This window comes from Flavobacteriales bacterium (genome assembly GCA_016699575.1).
Lineage (GTDB): Bacteria > Bacteroidota > Bacteroidia > Flavobacteriales_F > PHOS-HE28 > PHOS-HE28.
The window spans coordinates 3,760,734-3,779,352 of sequence record CP064979.1 but is presented as its reverse complement, the minus strand read 5'-3'; the positions used below and the strand labels follow the sequence as shown (position 1 = coordinate 3,779,352).

Genomic DNA, 18,619 nt, shown 5'->3' with positions numbered 1-18,619 from the left:
CGTCCATATGTGCACACCTTAACCCTTTTCACATCAAGCAGGCCTCGAACAATATGCAGCCCGTGCCGATCTCGGACCCGCTTCTTTTGCGACCATGCACCTCCGCGTCCTCACCACCGTGCCCGACATGGTCCCGCACCTGCCCTTGGTGCAGCAGTTGACGCCCTCCCTCACAGCCGCGACCTACGCCGAGCTGTTGCGCGCCATGGTGCCCCACCACTACGCCATGCTGGCCGCGTTCGATGACGTGCGTTGCGCGGGCCTCAGCGGCTTTTGGATCGGCCACAAGCTCTACAGTGGTCGCTACCTGGAGATCGACAACTTCATGGTTGACGGGCCCTACCGGTCGCAGGGTGTGGGCCGCTTGCTGGTGGATGAACTCGTGCGCATCGCCGAACGCGAAGGCTGCCGCCACGTGATGCTCGATGCCTACCTGGACAACTCCGCGGCCCACGGCTTCTACGAGCGCCAGGGCTTCGTGAAGCGCGGTTATCACTTCATGCGGCCGGTGTAGGGTTGCCTTGCTCATTGCCCATTGCTCATTGCTCATTGTTCATTCTACATTCTTCATCCACCATTCTCCATTCCCTCCTCCCTCCTGCGCATTCATTACCGCAGCGGTCCAATGGACATGGCCTGCTTCAACGCCTGCACAGCGCGTAGCAGCGATGAACACCGGGGCGTTGGTCAGTGGAGGTGCAGCACCACCCGTGTGCCGCCCGGTCGCTCGTCCGGTCCAACCAGGTCCTCGTACTCCGCCCTTCCCTCCTGGCCCAGGCGGAACGAAAGCAATTGAAGGCGTTCGTTGGTGAGTTGCACGCCCACGCTCTTGTGGCCACCGGGCTTGGGTCCAGGGTTGAACGCACGGCCCATACCGTTGTCTTCCACGGTGCAGCGGATGGATCCGTTCGACTGCACGAACCGCACTGAGAGACGTTTCTCGCCTTCCCGGTACGCCAGGCCGTGCCATACAGCATTCTCCACGAAAGGCTGCACGAGCAGCGCCGGCACATCAGCGTCATCATCGAGCAAGGCAGTGTCGGCATCCACTGTGTAATTGATCCCGCCCTCGAAGCGTAGGGATTCCAATTTGAGATACTGCCGGAGGAAGTCGATCTCCTCGCTCAGGGGCACACGGTCTGCTACACTGTGGTCGAGCACCTGGCGCAACAGACGCGCGAAGCCTTGCAGGTAGGCGAGTGCCTGCGCCTGCTCTCCCTTCTGCGTTAGAGCAGCGATCGCACTAAGGCTGTTGTAGATGAAGTGCGGGTTCATCTGTGTGCGCAGCACCTTCAGTTGCAGCAGGCGGTTGATCTCCTCGATCTCGTTCTTCTGGCCCTCCAGGGTTCTGTTCAACCCGGCGAGCAGATCGGCGTGCTTGCGTTTCTGGCGGTAGTTGCGGTAGAAGAGCGCTGAGGCAATGAGGGCCAGTGCCACACCGATGATGCTCGCATAGAGCAACTGGTCTTTCCGTTTGATACGTTCCGCTTTCTCGGCGTTGCTGGCGGTGAGCAGTTCAATGTCGCGCTTGCGCAGATCGGCCTGGAAGCCCTCTTCGAGCGCGAGGATCTTATCGTTCGCGTTCTGCTGGTTGAGGCTGTCCTGGGCGAACTCCAGCTGCCGCAGATAATTGAAGCCCTGCTCGTAGTCGGAGAGCGCGGCATGGTTGTCCGCCAGGAACCCTAGGCACTCCACCGTCTTGGCGATGTCCTTCAGCTCGGCACGGTTCAGGGCGAGCGCACTATCGAAGTACAGGTTGCTCTCCGCGTAGCGCTTGGCACTGTGCAGGATATAGCCGCGTGTGGTCAGCACGCCGAACGTGGTGTTCGGCGAGCTGCCTGCAAGGGTTGTGCTGGTGGAGTCCATCATTGCCAAGGCCCGATCGTACTCGCCCCGTTCCGTGTACACATTGGCCAGGTTCGCGAGGGCCATGTTCCTGAAGACCGCATCGTCCGGGGCGATCACCTCCAGGATCCGCTGGTAATACGCTTCAGCGCTGTCCGGTCGGGCTTCTTGGTAGAACGCACTGCCGAGGTTGTTGAGCACCTTCTTCAGTACGTTGATGTCCGGGGCCGCACCGGCGGTATTGAGCCAGCGCATGCCATAATCGCGCGACCGCTCGAAGTTGCGGACGTTCAAATGAAGGCTCTGGCAGCGGAAGAGGCCCGCGAGCTCCAAGCGAAGCGATGGTATGCGGTGCGCGATGTCGATGGCTTGCTGCGCATCGGCGAGCCCGGGTCCGGTGCGACCATCGTAATCGGCTGCCAGCGCCCGTTGGAGCAGGCACTCGGCCTTGGCACTGTCGCCTTGCGCGAAGGAAACAGCCGTATCGGCTGCAGCCCAAGCCTCAGTGCTTCTACCGGCCTTGATGCAGGCCATGCTCAAGGCACTGAAGGCCGCGGAGCGTTCCGCTGACGCTGCGTGCGAGGCCCGTGCGCGGGCATTGCTTACTGCAGTGTCCGGTGCCTCCTGTGCGGACACCACAACTACAGAAAAGAAGATGATGCAGAAGACCAGTGGGGAACGCAGGCGGCGCATGGAGCCGCAAAGTACACGCGGCCCCTTCGCCGCTCCCTCGCGGATCGCTCCGCTTGCTCGATCGCGCTTTCCACCGCGTGCCGAACGCCGGAGCCTTGCACCACAAAACCGCGCATGCCCATGCCTCGTTGCTCAGCTCTTGCAATGTTCCTGCTGGCCACCACCGCAGCCATGGCCCAGAACATCGGCATCAACGTGGACGGGGCTTCGCCCGATCCATCCGCGTTGTTGGACATCGATGTGAGCGCCATCGCAGGCACGAAGCGCGGCCTGCTGATCCCGCGCATGACCAGCGCGGAACGCACGGCCATCCCCGCACCCGCGACCGGTCTGCTGGTGTACGACACGAACACTCAGGGCTTCTGGTACTTCGATGGAACCATCTGGGTGACCCTTTCCACCGGCGCGGCCGGCTGGGGGCTCACGGGTAACGCAGGTACCAACCCGGCGGTGAACTTCATCGGAACGACGGACAACCAACCGCTGCGCTTCCGCACGGTCAACGTCCCCAGCGGGATCATCGACCCAACGAACGGGATCGTGGCACTGGGCTACAACACCGCCACACCGCTGAACACAGGCTACTTCAACACCTTCATCGGACACCAAACGGGATCCGGAGTTACCAGTGGGATACAAAACACCATGGTAGGCTTGGCGAGCGGTGCGTCGGCCACGGTCGGTTCCAACAACACGTACATGGGTTTCTACAGCGGATCGAGCGCTTCGGGTTCCAACAATACGCTCTTGGGCTTTGAAACAGGACGCAACAATGCTGTCGGAGCGAACAATACGTTCGTGGGCGCACAAGCGGGAAGGAACGGGGCGGCAGGGAGCAACAATGTGCTTGTTGGCCAGAACGCGGGTCTGGTGAACACCTCGAGCAGCAGCACATTCGTTGGCGCTCTGAGCGGAGAAGACAACACCACGGGAGCGGAGAACAGCTTCTTCGGTTTTTCCGCCGGTGCCAACAACACCACCGGAAGCAACAACACGTTCATGGGCAACAACGCCGGTCAGTCCAACACGACCGGTGCGCAGAACACGTTCATCGGCAGGAACACGGGCCAAGCGAACACCACGGCCAACGGCAACACCTTTGTGGGGGCCGTTGCTGGAACCAGCAATACCACCGGCCTGATGAACACGTTCGTGGGCGGGCAATCAGGCGCCAGCAATACCACGGGGTTCCGCAACACCTTCATGGGCTACTCCAGCGGACTGCTCAACACGACGGGCATCGACAACACCTTCATCGGCTGGAGCAGTGGGGATGAGAACAGCACCGGCACCCGGAACACGTTCGTGGGAGTCTCGAGCGGCGCGAGCAACACCACGGGGCCCGACAACACCTATGTGGGCCAGAATGCAGGTGCATCCAACACCACCGGTGCCAACAACACCTTCGTGGGCAAAAGCAGCGGCTTTGCGAGCACCACGGCCACAGCGAACACCTACATCGGCATGTCGAGCGGCGAGAACGGTACCACCGCCCAGAACAACACTTACCTCGGCACAGTGAGCGGAAGGCAGAACATCACGGGCAGCAACAACACCATGTTGGGCACGGGCGCCGGTTACACGAACACGGCCTCCAACAACACCTTCGTAGGGCACATCAGCGGCTACTACAACACCACCGGGGCAGGGAACACGTTCGCGGGCCAGCAAAGCGGATACCTGAACACAACAGGCAGCGACAATACGTTCCTGGGCTACGGTTGCGGCAACGAGAACGTGGACGGCAACAACAACACCTTCCTCGGCCGTTCGGCGGGCACCAACAACACTTCGGCTTCCGGCAACACGTTCATCGGGCGCAACAGCGGCGCCTCGGTCACTACCACCACGGGACACGCCTTCCTGGGATCCGAAAGCGGCCGCTTCAACACCACCGGATACGGGAACACGCTGCTCGGGTACTGGGCGGGACGCAACAACACAACAGGGTTCGCGAACACATTCGTGGGCGACAGCGCGGGTTTCACGAACACAACGGCCGTGGGAAACACCTTCGTTGGACACCGATCCGGCATGGCGACTTCCACCGGCAATTGGAACACGTTCGTGGGCATCAGCGCAGGCAACGGCAACACAACAGCCGCTGACAACACGTTCGTAGGTGCGTTCACGGGCGGAGCGAACACAACAGGCAACGGGAACACTATGCTAGGCTCCGCTGCCGGAATAGCCAACACGACCGGAGGATCGAACACCATGATCGGGACCAGCGCCGGATTGGTCTGCACCACTGGATCGGACAACACATTCCTCGGCCGTTTCGCGGGGGTAACCACCACAACCGGCACGAAGAACACCTACCTGGGCTTTGGTGCGGCTGGCACGGCCGCGCTGACCCGCTCTGCTGCCATCGGACACAACGCGCAAGTGACCGCCAATAACAGCATGGTGCTGGGCGGCACAGGTGCCGATGCCGTACACGTAGGCATCGGTGTTACGGCCCCCGCCGCCGAACTGGAGGTGAACGGTTTTACCATGCTCGGCAGCAACGCTCCGGCCGTCAAGATGCTGAAGCTCACCGGTACCAGCGCGGCAACACAGGGCGCTAGCGTGGCCATTCCGCACGGGCTCAGCGTGGCGAAGATCCTGGCGGTGGAAGTCCTGCTGGAATACACGGCCAACGCTTGGATCCCGGACTCGTACATCAACCTCCCGGGTTACACCTTCAGCGTGATCACCAACGCGACCAACATCGTGCTCATCAACCAAACAGCGAACAGCGGTAACATCCTGAGCAAACCGGTGAAGATCCTCATCACGTACGAGGAATGATCAGGGCCGCCCCGCGCCAGCCGATGTTCCTGGTGCGCGGCGATCGCGTGCTGCGGGTCGTCTATCTTGCCCACACTCCCGCAAGCAAGGCACGGGACAGGGCAACGATGATCAACGCAGTGATCGTGGACGACAGCGCGGACAACAGGCTCTACCTCCGCACGTTGCTCTCATCCTCGCATCCGAACGTGCAGGTGCACGGGGAAGCCGCCAATGTGCAGGAGGCCCTGCTGGCCATCGCACGCCATTCCCCTCAGCTTGTTTTCCTGGACGTGGAAATGCCCGGTGGCACGGGCTTCGACCTGCTGCGGAGGATGGAGACCTGGCCGTTCGATGTGATCTTCTGCACGGCTTATGAACGTTACGCGGTGCAGGCCATCCGCTTCAGCGCGCTGGACTATCTGTTGAAACCGGTGCAACCGGACGAACTGGCCCAGGCGCTGGAGCGGTTCAGGGCCGCGCATCCCCACGCTCCGGCGCGCCAGGTCATGCAACAGCAATTCCTGAACAACATCGGCGCTGCGGACGAGCACGCGATGAAGCTGACCCTCACCACGGGCGACCGCACGTACTTCGTATCGCCGGCGGAGTTGAGCCATTGCACAGCGGATGACAACTACACCGAGCTGCACACAACGGATGGCCGTCGCTTCGTGAGCGCGCGCACGCTGAAGGATTACGAGGACATGCTGGCGCCGCTCGGCTTCCTGCGCGTGCACCGCAGCACGCTGGTGAACAAGGCCGGGATCACCCACTTGGACGATGGGCATGTGGTGCTGAAGAACAACGTGCGCGTGGAGATCAGCAGGCGCAAAAAGGAGGATGTGCTGAAGGCTTTGGCCGGCTGAACCGTTCAATCGACGAATGGACCTCTGGATCACTTGTGCTTGTTTCACTCGTGCGGGGGGCCCTGTTTCGTGGCACCGAACCAACAGCCATGGAACGCCGAAACGACTCTCTTGACCTTCTGGCATGCCTCGTCCTCGCCGCTTTGGCACTGCTGCCGCTTACCACGTGCGCCTACAACGAAGGCTTCATCGAGAACAAAGGGCAGATCCACGACCAGCACCGCAAGCCCAACCCGGCGGTGAAGTTCCTGTTGAACCGGGCGGGCATGAACGTTCAACTGCGCAGTGATGGATTCTCGTACGACACGTATCAGATACCTCACCCCCGACCCCTCTCCGAAGGAGAGGGGAGAAAGGCCGATCCCGACCATCGCATCCATGAAGTTGAACTGGATCGTCCAACTACGGATGCAACATCCGCCACCTACCAATTCCACCGCATTGATCTGCGCTTTGCGAACGGCAATCCCAACGCAGAAATGATCGCTGAAGGCGAGAGCGAGGACTACCTCAACTACTACACGGACGTGACCGGCGAAGGAGGCGCAACGTTCGTAGGCCACTATTCAACCGTAACCTATGCGGAGGTATGGCCGAACATCGATGTGCGTTGCATCGCCGGTGAAGAAGGTTTCAAGTACGATGTGATCGTAAGGCCCGGTGGGGATATCAGCGATGTGCGCTTCAACGTGGAAGGCGCGGGGATCAGCGAGAGCCTGAAGGGAAGGTTGGTGTTTTCCTGGTCTGATGGTTCCATGGAAGAGTTGATACCGGAAAGTTGGATGGAAAACGGCCGGAAGAAGTCGCCGGTGGAAGTGCGCTATTCGATCAGAGAGGACGGCACGTTCGGCTTCATCGCGGAGGAGCGGATCGAAGGCACTTTGGTGATCGACCCCACAATCCAATGGGCCACGTACTACGGCGGTAGCGGCAACGAAGGCTACGCGAGCGCGGCCATGGACAACGCCGGGAACGCCTACATCGCCGGCGAAACGACGAGCACGAACAACATCGCCACCAGCGGAACCCACGATGCCACTTACAACGGGAATGTGGATGGTTTCATCGCCAAGCTCACCCCCGCAGGCATCCGGGTCTGGGGCACCTACTTCGGTGGCGCATCATCCGAAGGATGGGGAAACATCCATGTGAACGATGCAGGTCTTGCGGTGGTCTCAGGTTACACCTTCTCCACCTCGGGCATCGCATCCGTAGGGGCGCACAAAACGCAGCTCACCGGCACATCCGATGCATTCCTAATGCTGTTCAACGCGAACGGCACGCGGCAATGGGGCACGTACTACGGCGGTGGTGCGTTGGACCGCGGGAACGACGCCAGCATGGCCATGAACGGCCGCGTGGCACTGGTGGGCCAAACCAACTCCCCATCCGGAATAGCCTCCAGGGGCGCCCCGGATGTGAGCCTTGGTGGCGGCATGGACGGGTTCGTGGCCTGGTTCAGCCCCACCGGCGCAAGGCTCTTCGGCTCCTACATCGGCGGAAGCGGCGACGACTGGGCAACGGGCGTGGCCGCAGGGTTCGCCAACAGCGAGTTCGTGGTTTCGGGCACTACCATGTCGGCCAGTGGTATCGCCACGGCCGGTTCGCACGATGCCAGCTACAATGGCCTCCACGACGCGTTCATGGCCTTGTACAACGGATCGGGAACCGGCACCAAAACATGGAGTACCTACTATGGTGGAACCGGCTACGACTTCGGCATGGGGGTCACCTGGCTCAGCACGAACACCTTCGCCATGTGTGGAAAGACATCAAGCACGATCGGCATCGCGACCGCCGGTTGCGACCAACCCGCTTACAGCGGTGGCACGACCGACGGGTTCCATGTTGCTTTCGATCGTTTCACCAAGGCCCGCCTGTTCGGCTCCTACGTCGGGGGAAGCGATGAGGACCACATGATGCGCATCGTCAAACTCGGGAACCAAGGGTACGCGATCGCCTCCCAGTGGATGTCCGCTGGGCAGGCCACGCCCGGATCGTTCGGCCCCGTTGGGCCAGGACCCTACGTGGCGGGATACACGAGCAGCGGCGTGAAGAACTGGGCAGGCTACATGCCCGACCACGATCTCTTTACCATCGGCCTCGGCGCCAACAGCACTTCGGCTGTAGTGGTGGGAGCGAACGAGCTTGGTGATGCGACCACTACACCCGGCGTGCATCAACCGGTCTCCGGTGGCGGCTGGGACCTGATCGTTCATCGTTTGGTGAACACCACGCCGCCGGTCCTGATGCCCTTGCAGGACAACCCGGTTTCAGCGTTGAAGAACCTGAACATCATGACCGACGGCGCTACCTTGCTGCTGCAGTGTGACGGGCGGCAGGATGTGTTCAATTCGGCCACCATCACCGTTACTGATGCGCTGGGTCGTGCGGTCCCGTTCACCGCCACAGTGACCAGTGGGTCTAGCGCACGCATCGAACTGGCCAGTGGAAGCGGTGTATTCATCGTTGCGGTGACCAGGCCCGATGGAGACCGGTCCGCTGTCCGCGTGCACCTTCCCTGAACCGCTCCCTCGGGATCGCGACCGCTCCCTCGGACCTACCACCACTTCGGTCAGCCATCGGCTTCCTTCGACCCAATAATGCACACCCCATGAAAGCCCTTTTGCTCACTTGCGCGCTCATCGCAACGCTGACTTCCACCGCCCAGTGGAGCACGGACCCGGCTGCGCCCATGCCCGTTTGCAACGCTGCGAACGCGCAGCAGTACATGCGCGCGATCGCTGACGCGGACAGCGGCTACTACGTGTTCTGGAGCGATCTGCGCAACGACCCGCAGAAAGCAGACCTCTATGGCCAGCACTTCGACAGCGAGGGCAACGCGCTTTGGACCGCCAACGGAGAACTGCTGCTCACGCATCCGACGCGAAGCTTCAACAACCTGGCACCCTTGCTCATGCCCGATGGGTCGGTGATCGTCTCCTTTCTCACGCGCAGCACCAACATCGGTGGGGATACCGTACGGGCGATGCGCTTCGATAACAACGCCAATGCGCTGTGGGCCGAACCGACCGTTCTATTGACGGGTCTTGATTTCCGCAGCATCCAAGTCGTGCTGAGCAACAGTTGCGCCTATATCGTCTGCTATTGCGAAAGTTGCCAGGGCGCCTATGGCTGCAGGATGCAGCGCGTTCGGATGGACGGCTCCGCGCAGTTCCCGCTACCGGGCCAGACCATGGTTTCCAACTATTACGGGCCGTACACGATACACCCCGATGGCGCAGGTGGACTGCTGTTCAACATCCGCGCAGGCAATGGCGCGGGCACACCGCTGAAGGCACAACGCTTCGATAGCCTAGGGACCGCAGTATGGCCTGCTTACATCGATCTGGCCGATGCGAACGGTCTCAACTACGCGTTCGCCACGTCCATGGATAACACACTTGCGCAAACCGCGGTGTGGGAGGTGAACGGCGATCTGCGCATGAACCGCATCGACACGCTGGGTGCACCGGTCTGGTCTCCGACCGTGCAGTCGGCCTGCGATCTGACCACGTACGTGCAAGGAGGTCCGGCCGCATTGGCAACGGATGACGCGCTCTTCGTAGCGTGGAGCGATAACAGGCCACCCGCATCGAACGCTGATCTCTACCTCCAGAAGTACGACCTGGGCACAGGCGCCGAGCTCTGGAGCGCCGATGGTGTCCTGGCGATCCAGATCACCAGCTTCCTCCCCACCACCGGCCTGATCGCATCCGATAGCGGTGGGGTGGTGGTGACCTATGAAGGCAATCTGGACGGATACACGGCCATGCGCGTGCGCGCCGACGGCACGCTGGCATGGGCCGATCCAGTGGCCTTCTGCGATCCAGCGTTCAACCCGGCCTACGAAAAACGTGTCCATCTGCCCGATGGGAACGGCGGTGTGGTCGCCTTCTGGGAGAGCTTTGCCGGTGATGTGTACGGTGGGCGGATCTACCGGAACGGCAAACGATACAACGATGTGGGCATCGATGAAGCGGCGAGTGCCAGTGCCGTCCGATCGTACCCGAACCCGGCAACGGACATGCTCCTGATCGATGTTCCTTCAGGACAGCGCATCGTGCAGACAGACGTGATCAATGGCCTCGGACAAGTCGTGGCGGTGCAGTTGCAACACGGCTCCATGCATGTGAGCGGACTGCCCAACGGCAGCTACACAGCGCGGATACGGACCACCTTAGGCGTTCTGTTCGCCCGGTTCGTCAAGAACTGAACCTTGCTCGATACATCCACGGAATGGTCGGTCTGCACCACGGGCGGAGGCCGACCATCCGCTGTGGAGCGGCCTTCTGCCGGCCGATCGACAAGCATGGCCGAATTGGTGACCCGGTCCATCGCGGCTCCATGGCCTGCGGCCACTAGTTGACAACTTTCTTTCAGTACTATTTGAAACTTTCAGGAGAATGATCTACGTTTGGCCCGTTGATGCCTTGATGGGAGCCGGTGCGACAACCGTAGGAACATGGACCTGAAGGAAGCCCGCGAGAAGTTCATTGATGCCTGGGGCGCATTCGGCAGCGCGTGGGGCATCAATCGCAGCATGGCCCAAGTGCATGCATTACTGCTCATCAGCCACGAAGCGCTGAGCACGGAAGATGTCATGGACCAATTGAACATCAGCCGGGGCAACGCGAACATGAACCTGCGGGCGCTCATCGATTGGAGCCTGGTGCGCCGCGTGCTGAAGACCGGCGAACGCCGCGAGTACTTCGAAGCCGAGAAGGACGTTTGGAAAGTCGCCACGCACATCACCCGGGAACGGAAGAAGCGCGAGCTGGAACCCCTGGTGCGCTTGCTGGACGAACTGGAAGACATCCCCGGAGCAACGCCCGAAGCCAGGAGCTTCCGCAAGATGACCCATGACCTCCACGACCTCACCACCCGCCTGGACACGCTACTGGACCACAGTACCCGCCGTGATGTGCAGTGGTTCGTGAAAGCGGCCAGCACCCTGTTGAAATGAGAACCGCATTCCATCGCGCACTTTTTCCGACCCACCCAGGTCAGAACGGGTGCGCCTTTTTTTTGACCACTATGTTTCATTTCTTCCTGAACGTTTGAACTATACAGGGCAATGAACTTCAACCTCCTCTCCTACCTGCTGTTCTTCCCGACCATGGTGGGAGTGGCGGTGTACGTGGCGCAGGTGTGCCACCGCAATGGCCGGATGTGGATGCTGAGGATCTTCGACAACGAAGTGGCTTTCGTGGATGCGGTGAACAACGTGTTGCTAGTGGGCTGCTACGTGGTGAACGCTGGTTACATCGCCTTGGTGGTGGGCCGCTGGGAAGCCATCACCACGGTGCCGGGCATGCTCGGCACGTTGAGCCACCATGTGGCCGTGATCCTCTTCGTACTGGCCGGACTGCACTACACGAACATCGCTGTCCTGCTCATCTGGAGCCACTTCAAACACTCCAAAGCGCACACATCGGCCGCCCACGAAGCAGCCGAACAACCAACAACCACCAACTAACACCCACACGTCATGGAAACCAAAGTCGTTCTCGCGTACATGATCTACCTGCCCGTCGCACTGGGACTCACCCTGTACGTGGCCCGCACGCTCTTCACCAACGGCCGCACCTTCATGCTCGACATCTTCAAGGGCAAGGAGGACATCGCCAACGCCACGAACAAGTTGTTCGAGGTGGGCTTCTACCTGCTGAACATGGGCTTCGCACTGCTGATCCTGAAGATCGACCAAGGCGAGATGCTCAACTACAGCATTGCGGATGATGGGCAGCACCAACGGTTCCAGTACGCCTTGGACACGAACCAGGAAGTGGTGGAAGTCCTGGCGCGCAAGCTCGGTGGCTTCGCCATCTACCTCGGTGTGATGCTCTTCCTGAACCTCTACATGTTCTTCCGCGGACGGAAGAAGGCCCGCCAGAACGCGATGCTCACACCTCCTATCCCTGTTGTGACCGCCCCTGTACGCTGACGCGATGCCGTCCCGGCTCCTGGCCGGGATGACAGCCGGAAAGAACACGAACAATGAAAACCAAAGTCATCCTCGCTGGCGGCACGGGTACCATGGGCCACATCCTGCAAGACCACTACGCCGCGCGCGGACATGAAGTGGTGGTGCTCACCCGCCGACCGGCCGTGCAACAGAACCCTGGTGTCCGCATGGTGCAATGGGATGGCCGTACGCCGGGTGCTTGGGCCGCGGAACTCGAACATGCATCTGTTGTCGTCAACCTCGCCGGTCGCAGCGTGGACTGCCGCTACGACCAGCGCAACAAGGACCTCATCCTGAACAGCCGAGTGGAGGCAACGCGGGTGCTGGGCGAAGTGATCGCTCGATGCGCGGTTCCGCCCCCGCTGTGGATCAACCTCAGCAGCGCCACCGTTTACCGCCACGCCGAGGATCGGCCCATGGATGAAGCGACCGGCGAGTTGGGCACCGACTTCAGCCCGCAAGTGGTGCTGGCCTGGGAAAAGGAGTTCTTCAAGCATCCTCGTACCGGGGTAAGGCAGGTCGCGGTGCGATGCGCCATGGTGTTCAGCAAAGGCGGTGGTGCCTTCCCGCGGTTCGCTGGGCTGGTGCGCGTGGGATTGGGCGGGCACCACGGCAGCGGCACACAATACGTGAGCTGGGTGCACGAGGCCGATGTTGCGCACTTCTTCCAATGGCTCGCGGATACGCCTGTGGTTGACGGCATCATCAACCTGGCCGCCCCCCACCCGTTGCCGGAACGTGAACTGATGAAGGCTCTGCGCCATCGACTGAAACCCGTTGTGGCGTTCAACATCCCTGAATGGATGCTCGGCATCGGGGCCTTTTTCCTGCGCACGGAAACAGAGCTTGTCCTGAAAAGCCGTCGTGTGGTGCCCGCACGCGCACTGGCCCTGGGCTACACCTTCAAGCACGAACACATCCACAGCGCTCTGGGCGACCTCCTGCGCGCACAAAACCCAATGCCATGAGCAGCATCACCAAGTTCCTGCACTGCGACAGCTGCACGGACCGGCTGCGCTACCAACGGAACATCGCCGCGGTCGGTGCCGGCAAAGCACTTTTGGACCTTGCCATCATGTCGATCGCACCGGCTGCGGATATCGGCACGGTTGCTTCAGCCTGGCTGAACCCTTACCTATTGATCGGTCCTTGGGCGGATGGCCAAATGCCGTGGAGCATCTGCGCCACGACCATCCTGTTCTTCGCCGCGTTGGTTTGGAACACCGTGCACAGACTGCGCGACGCGGGCATTGCCCATTGGCTGGGGCTGCTCGTTTGTGTTCCCTTCGCAGGTCCGTTGGCCGCGTTGGTCTGCTGCTTCCTGCCCACCAAAAAGCACACGGTCTGGGATCTGGTGTGACGGCCGATAGGGGTACTGCAACGGTGTTCTGTCCTATCGGTACATTTCACGCTCGATGCCCCACCGCACCATTGCACTGCGGACGCACCTCAATGTGCGGTCCGGATGCTTCGCCTTTGCGCTCTACGCCACGTTCATCGGGATGGACAGCGCCGCCCAAACAGCATCATTCAACGTGCACAAAGGCGATGAGATCGTGGGGCACATCGTGAGCGTACGGACTGAGATGGAAGCGCGCACAACGTACATCATCACTTCCTTCTCGGAATTCAACGTGGTGTTCGACCAGACCGTGGAGACCCAATTGGTTGCGCACTACAACGACACCGCTCTGGTGTCCTGTTATTCCATCACCAAACTGAACAACAACATGCGCGACTCCAGTCATCTGATGGTGCAGGAAGAGCGTTCACTGCGTTATGTGCACCCAGGACCGGCGCGGACCATGGGGCTTCCGCAGTCCTGGACCACGGCCCGCATGTACTATGAGGAACCGTTGGACCGCACGACCATCTTCGTGGAGAGCGAAATGAAGGACTGTCCATTGGTGGCGACGGGCGATGGCCGTTACACGCTCACCATGTCAGGCGGAAAAGTGAACCATTACCTGTACAAGGACGGCGTGCTGCACGAGATCCTCGTTGACAGGGGCTTGGTGGACCTCGTCTTCCGCCGCACGTGAGCCGCTCCCCGCTCCTACCGGCCGCCCAACCGCTCGTGTAAGCCCAACCACTGGGCACAGGCGCACCGGTACATTCGGGGCCGATGCTCGAACTGAAGTCCATCCGCAAAGCCTACATCACGGGCAACAACGTATTGCAAGTGCTCAAGGGCATCGACCTCACCATCAACAAGGGTGAGATGGTGAGCATCATGGGCCAGAGCGGCAGCGGAAAGAGCACCCTGCTGAACATCATCGGCATCCTGGACGAGTACGACAGTGGCGAATACATGCTGGACGGCACGCTCATCAAGAGCCAGAGCGAAACGGAGTACGCGCAGTTGCGCAGCAAGTACATCGGTTTCATCTTCCAGAGCTTCAACCTCATCGCCTTCAAGAACGCGCTGGAGAACGTGGCACTGCCGCTGTACTACCAAGGCTTGAGCCGCCGCAAACGCAACGAACAGGCCTTGGCCATGCTCGAAAGCGTTGGGCTGAAGGACTGGGCCATGCACATGCCCAACGAACTGAGCGGCGGCCAGAAACAGCGCGTGGCCATTGCACGTGCACTGGTGGCCAACCCGAAGATCATCCTGGCCGATGAGCCCACCGGCGCCCTGGACAGCAAGACCAGTCAGGAGGTGATGGAGCTGTTGAAGCATGTGAACACCGACCTGGGCATGACGGTGGTGATCGTGACGCACGACGCCGAAGTGGCGCGGAACACCCAGCGCACCATCCGCCTGAAGGACGGTCTGATCGAAAGCCACAACTACGACCACGCCATACTCCAGAGCGATGTTCGATAGGGAAAAATGGGGTGAGGTCTTCCAGAGCATCGGGAAGAACAAGATGCGCACGGTGCTCACGGGGTTCGCCGTGTTCTGGGGCATCTTCATGCTCATCATTCTGCTTGGCCTGGGCAGTGGTCTGCAGAACGGGTTCAGCCAGGGATTCGCCAACACGGCCACCAACAGCATCAGCATCTGGGGCGGCGAAACGAGCAAGCCGTGGAACGGGCTGCCGGCCAACCGGGAGATCCAATTGGACGAGGATGACGTTGTCACGTTGCGCAATTCGATACCCGGGCTTGAGCACATCAGCGGCAGTTACCGGGTGTGGCGCGGGGCCAGCCAGGTGCAGTACGGCAAGAACTACGGCAGCTACGACATCAACGGCATCGTGAGCGAAAACCAGTTGTTGCAGAGGCAGACCGTGGTGGAGGGAAGGTTCATCAACGAGGTGGACGAACAGGAAGCACGGAAGGTCATCGTCATTGCCGAAGACGCCCGCAAGGAGCTCTTCAAGGAAGAGCCTTACTTGAACGAATGGGTGAACGTGAACGGTGTGCCGTTCCAGGTGGTGGGCCTGTACAAGTTCGAGAACGCCGGAGAGGGCGGGATGATGCGTCGCAGTCCCGTGTTCATACCGCTCAGCTGTGCGCAGAAGGTCTTCAACGCCAACCGCGAGATCAGGCAGATCATGTTCAGCTTCTCCGACGACAGCCCGCAAGGCGCGGCCATGGCCGAGGAACGGGCCCGCCACACCCTGGCCCGCAACCACAACTTCGACCCCACGGACGATCGTGCGCTGTGGCTGGAGAACAATGTGGAGAACGTGGGCACCTTCAACCAGGTCTTCGGCTTCATCAAGCTCTTCATCTGGGCGGTGGGCATCGGCAGTCTCGTGGCCGGCATCGTGGGCATCGGCAACATCATGCTCATCGTGGTAAAGGACCGTACGCGCGAGATCGGCATCCGGAAAGCGATGGGCGCCACACCCGCCAACGTCATCGGGCAGATCATGCTGGAAGCGCTCTTCGTGACGATCCTCTTCGGCTATTTCGGTCTGGCGATCGCGGTGCTCATCCTGGAAGGCATGGCCATGGCCATTCCCGGCAATCCCTATTTCGCCAACCCCACCATCGATTTCGCCACGGCACTGTACGCGCTGGCGGCCATGATCGCGGCGGGCGCACTGGCCGGCTATTTCCCGGCGCGCAGGGCTGCGGCCATCAAACCCATCGAAGCGCTCCGCGACGAATAATGCACAGGCACCATGTTCGATAGCGAACGCTGGAACGAAGTGATGATGACACTGCGGCGCAACAAGCTCCGCAGCTTCCTCACCATGCTCGGTGTGGCCTGGGGCATCTTCATGCTGGTGGTGATGCTGGGCATGGGCAACGGCCTGAAGCGTGCGGTGATGAGCGGCTTCGACGGCTTCGCGAGCAACTGCTGCTTCATCTGGACAATGCCCACCACGAAACCTTACGCCGGTTTCCAACGTGGGCGCCGGTTCAATTTCGACAACGAGGACATCCGGTTGATACGCGATCAGGTGCCCGGCATCAAGATCTGTTCGCCCCAACTGCAGTTGGGCGGATGGCAAGGCGGCAACAACGTCAACTACAAGGGCAAGACCGCGGCCTTCAGCATCTACGGGGCCGAACCCGAAGTGCTGGGCGTGGAAGCCGTGCGACTGGTCGAAGGCCGTTTCCTGAACCATGCCGACCTGCGCGAGGAGCGCAAGGTCTGCGCCATCGGCATGCAGGTGGTGGAGCGCCTCTTCGACAAGGAGGATCCCATAGGCAAGTACATCCGCATCAACGGCGTGTACTTCCAGGTGGTGGGCCTGATGAAGAAGAAGAGCAGCGCCGAGATGGGCGACAATCCCGAGGCGAAGATCTACGTGCCGTTCACCACGTTCCAGAAAGCCTTCAACAGCATCAACATGGTGCACTGGTTCAGCATCGTGGGCGAGGACGGGGAGGACGTGGCGCGCATACAGAAGGACGTCAAGCTCCTCATGGCGCGCAAGCACCGCATCGACCCCACGGACGACAACGCGTTCGGCAGTTTCAACCTGGCCGAGATCTACGGAAGCATGCAGATGCTCTTCGGTTTCATCGCCTTCGTGAGCTGGGTGGTGGGCATCTGCTCCCTGCTGGCCGGGGTGATCGGCATCGGGAACATCATGCTCATCAGCATCAAGGAACGCACGAAGGAGATCGGCATCCGTCGCAGCATCGGTGCCACGCCCCGGATCATCACCGGCCAGATCATGCAGGAAGCGATAACGCTCATTTTCATTGCCGGCTATTCCGGTTTGTTGGCGGCCGTCGGTGTCCTGGAAGGAACGCGTGCCGCCGTGGGCGACAGCAGCGACTTCTTCAAGAACCCCGGTGTTGACATCAGCGTGGCCATCGTGGCCTTCGTTGTCCTCATCCTCTCCGGCCTGTTGGCCGGTTACCTGCCTGCGCGCAGGGCGTTGTCCATCAAAGCTGTTGACGCATTACGAGCTGAATAAGAACCATGAGAAAGTTCCTCAAATACACCCTGCTCACCGGCCTAGGCCTGCTCTTCATCTGGACCATGTGGTTCCTCTACGACAAGAGCAACCCCGAACCGGACGAGTTCAAGAGCGAGAAAGCCACCAAGAACAATGTGGTGAAGAAGACGGTTGCCAACGGCAAGATCGTGCCGCGCAAGGAGATCCTCATCAAGCCGGTGGTGAGCGGCATCATCCGGGAGCTGTACGTGGAGGCCGGCGACCAGATCAAGAAGGGCGACCCGCTGGCCAAGATCCAGATCGTACCGGACATGATGCAGTTGAGCAGCGCCGAGCAGCGCGTCAATGCAGCCAACATCGGCGTGCAGAACGCACAACTCAACTTCGACCGCAACAAACCGCTGGCCGACAAGGGCGTCATCAGCGCAGCGGAAATGCAGGGCTTCGACATCGCCCTGCGCAATGCCAAGCAGGAGCTGGCAGCGGCCGAGGAAGCGTTGAAAGTGGTGCGCGACGGCATCAGCAACAAGAGCGCGGGCAACACCGTGGTGCGATCCACCATCGATGGCATGATCCTCGATGTGCCGGTGAAGGAGGGCAACAGCGTGATCGAGCGCAACAACTTCAACGAAGGCACCACCATCGCCGCAGTGGCCGATATGGGCGATCTCATCTTCCAGGGCAAGGTGGACGAGAGCGAAGTGGGCAAGGTGAAGTTGCAGATGCCGGTAGTGCTCACCGTGGGCGCCATCGAGAACGCAAAGTGGGATGCTGAACTGGAGTACATCGCGCCGAAAGGCGTGGAAGAGAACGGCGCCATCCAGTTCGAGATCCGTGCGGCCGTGAAACTGAAGGATGGTGAAAGCCTGCGCAGCGGGTACAGCGCCAATGCCGACATCGTACTGGACCAGCGCGACAGCGTGCTCACCGTGCCGGAGAGCATCGTATCGTTCAATACCAAGGGCGACAGCGCCTTCGTTTTCGTGAAGAACCCCGGCGGTGAAGGCGACGAAGCCTGGAAGAAGACCTACATCAAGACAGGTCTAAGCGATGGCATCAATCTGGAGGTGCTGGAGGGGATCGACGGCTCCACCGAACTGAAAGGTGCCAAGAAAGAGGAAGCCACAGTGGAGATCTCCATGGGAAGCGGCGGATAGAGC

General features: G+C 60.8%; 16 protein-coding genes. 15 read left to right on the top strand and 1 reads right to left on the bottom strand.

Annotated features, from left to right (window positions below):
• Positions 1-94 precede the first annotated feature (94 nt).
• Entirely contained in the window at positions 95-514 is a 420-nt protein-coding gene (locus IPJ76_15735; protein QQR86038.1) for a GNAT family N-acetyltransferase, read from the top strand.
• Between the two features lie 173 nt (positions 515-687).
• Here the strand turns inward: IPJ76_15735 and IPJ76_15730 are convergent, their stop codons facing one another.
• On the bottom strand, positions 688-2,538 hold the full coding sequence (locus IPJ76_15730) for a histidine kinase (GenBank protein QQR86037.1): 1,851 nt from the start codon (positions 2,536-2,538) through the stop codon (positions 688-690).
• A gap of 144 nt (positions 2,539-2,682) precedes the next feature.
• Between IPJ76_15730 and IPJ76_15725 the strand changes: the two genes are divergently transcribed.
• The 14 genes from IPJ76_15725 (at position 2,683) to IPJ76_15660 (ending at position 18,616) form a co-directional block, all read left to right on the top strand.
• Positions 2,683-5,331, top strand: coding sequence for a hypothetical protein (locus IPJ76_15725; protein ID QQR86036.1), 2,649 nt, complete (start codon positions 2,683-2,685; stop codon positions 5,329-5,331).
• Positions 5,328-6,179 (top strand): response regulator transcription factor, encoded by an 852-nt coding sequence (locus tag IPJ76_15720; GenBank protein ID QQR86035.1) that lies wholly within the window; start codon positions 5,328-5,330, stop codon positions 6,177-6,179. Before IPJ76_15725 ends, IPJ76_15720 begins: the two co-directional genes overlap by 4 nt.
• A gap of 89 nt (positions 6,180-6,268) precedes the next feature.
• Positions 6,269-8,704, top strand: a complete 2,436-nt coding sequence (locus IPJ76_15715) for a hypothetical protein (GenBank protein QQR86034.1) — start codon at positions 6,269-6,271, stop codon at positions 8,702-8,704.
• A gap of 89 nt (positions 8,705-8,793) precedes the next feature.
• Positions 8,794-10,395 carry a T9SS type A sorting domain-containing protein gene (locus IPJ76_15710; protein QQR86033.1) on the top strand — a complete coding sequence of 534 codons (1,602 nt, stop codon included), beginning with the start codon at positions 8,794-8,796 and terminating at the stop codon, positions 10,393-10,395.
• Between the two features lie 249 nt (positions 10,396-10,644).
• Positions 10,645-11,145: a transcriptional regulator gene (locus IPJ76_15705; protein ID QQR86032.1), complete on the top strand. Its 501-nt coding sequence runs from the start codon at positions 10,645-10,647 to the stop codon at positions 11,143-11,145.
• Between the two features lie 111 nt (positions 11,146-11,256).
• Positions 11,257-11,658, top strand: a complete 402-nt coding sequence (locus IPJ76_15700) for a hypothetical protein (protein QQR86031.1) — start codon at positions 11,257-11,259, stop codon at positions 11,656-11,658.
• Positions 11,659-11,670: 12 nt separating this feature from the next.
• Positions 11,671-12,126, top strand: coding sequence for a hypothetical protein (locus IPJ76_15695; GenBank protein QQR86030.1), 456 nt, complete (start codon positions 11,671-11,673; stop codon positions 12,124-12,126).
• 53 nt (positions 12,127-12,179) lie between these two features.
• A complete protein-coding gene (locus IPJ76_15690; protein ID QQR86029.1) occupies positions 12,180-13,115 on the top strand; it encodes a TIGR01777 family protein in 936 nt (311 codons plus the stop codon).
• Entirely contained in the window at positions 13,112-13,507 is a 396-nt protein-coding gene (locus IPJ76_15685) for a hypothetical protein (protein ID QQR86028.1), read from the top strand. Before IPJ76_15690 ends, IPJ76_15685 begins: the two co-directional genes overlap by 4 nt.
• 55 nt (positions 13,508-13,562) lie before the next feature.
• Positions 13,563-14,189: a hypothetical protein gene (locus tag IPJ76_15680; protein ID QQR86027.1), complete on the top strand. Its 627-nt coding sequence runs from the start codon at positions 13,563-13,565 to the stop codon at positions 14,187-14,189.
• Positions 14,190-14,272: 83 nt separating this feature from the next.
• A complete protein-coding gene (locus IPJ76_15675) occupies positions 14,273-14,977 on the top strand; it encodes an ABC transporter ATP-binding protein (protein QQR86026.1) in 705 nt (234 codons plus the stop codon).
• On the top strand, positions 14,967-16,214 hold the full coding sequence (locus IPJ76_15670; protein QQR86025.1) for an ABC transporter permease: 1,248 nt from the start codon (positions 14,967-14,969) through the stop codon (positions 16,212-16,214). Before IPJ76_15675 ends, IPJ76_15670 begins: the two co-directional genes overlap by 11 nt.
• 12 nt (positions 16,215-16,226) lie before the next feature.
• Positions 16,227-17,477 carry an ABC transporter permease gene (locus IPJ76_15665; GenBank protein ID QQR86024.1) on the top strand — a complete coding sequence of 417 codons (1,251 nt, stop codon included), beginning with the start codon at positions 16,227-16,229 and terminating at the stop codon, positions 17,475-17,477.
• A gap of 5 nt (positions 17,478-17,482) precedes the next feature.
• Positions 17,483-18,616 (top strand): efflux RND transporter periplasmic adaptor subunit, encoded by a 1,134-nt coding sequence (locus IPJ76_15660; GenBank protein ID QQR86023.1) that lies wholly within the window; start codon positions 17,483-17,485, stop codon positions 18,614-18,616.
• Positions 18,617-18,619 lie beyond the last annotated feature (3 nt).

Bases quoted from the DNA above. Each gene is read 5' to 3' on its own strand.
- IPJ76_15735 (QQR86038.1), top strand. From the start codon at position 95: ATGCACCTCCGCGTCCTCACCACCGTGCCCGACATGGTCCCGCACCTG.
- IPJ76_15730 (QQR86037.1), bottom strand. From the start codon at position 2,538: ATGCGCCGCCTGCGTTCCCCACTGGTCTTCTGCATCATCTTCTTTTCT.
- IPJ76_15725 (QQR86036.1), top strand. From the start codon at position 2,683: ATGTTCCTGCTGGCCACCACCGCAGCCATGGCCCAGAACATCGGCATC.
- IPJ76_15720 (QQR86035.1), top strand. From the start codon at position 5,328: ATGATCAGGGCCGCCCCGCGCCAGCCGATGTTCCTGGTGCGCGGCGAT.
- IPJ76_15715 (QQR86034.1), top strand. From the start codon at position 6,269: ATGGAACGCCGAAACGACTCTCTTGACCTTCTGGCATGCCTCGTCCTC.
- IPJ76_15710 (QQR86033.1), top strand. From the start codon at position 8,794: ATGAAAGCCCTTTTGCTCACTTGCGCGCTCATCGCAACGCTGACTTCC.
- IPJ76_15705 (QQR86032.1), top strand. From the start codon at position 10,645: ATGGACCTGAAGGAAGCCCGCGAGAAGTTCATTGATGCCTGGGGCGCA.
- IPJ76_15700 (QQR86031.1), top strand. From the start codon at position 11,257: ATGAACTTCAACCTCCTCTCCTACCTGCTGTTCTTCCCGACCATGGTG.
- IPJ76_15695 (QQR86030.1), top strand. From the start codon at position 11,671: ATGGAAACCAAAGTCGTTCTCGCGTACATGATCTACCTGCCCGTCGCA.
- IPJ76_15690 (QQR86029.1), top strand. From the start codon at position 12,180: ATGAAAACCAAAGTCATCCTCGCTGGCGGCACGGGTACCATGGGCCAC.
- IPJ76_15685 (QQR86028.1), top strand. From the start codon at position 13,112: ATGAGCAGCATCACCAAGTTCCTGCACTGCGACAGCTGCACGGACCGG.
- IPJ76_15680 (QQR86027.1), top strand. From the start codon at position 13,563: ATGCCCCACCGCACCATTGCACTGCGGACGCACCTCAATGTGCGGTCC.
- IPJ76_15675 (QQR86026.1), top strand. From the start codon at position 14,273: ATGCTCGAACTGAAGTCCATCCGCAAAGCCTACATCACGGGCAACAAC.
- IPJ76_15670 (QQR86025.1), top strand. From the start codon at position 14,967: ATGTTCGATAGGGAAAAATGGGGTGAGGTCTTCCAGAGCATCGGGAAG.
- IPJ76_15665 (QQR86024.1), top strand. From the start codon at position 16,227: ATGTTCGATAGCGAACGCTGGAACGAAGTGATGATGACACTGCGGCGC.
- IPJ76_15660 (QQR86023.1), top strand. From the start codon at position 17,483: ATGAGAAAGTTCCTCAAATACACCCTGCTCACCGGCCTAGGCCTGCTC.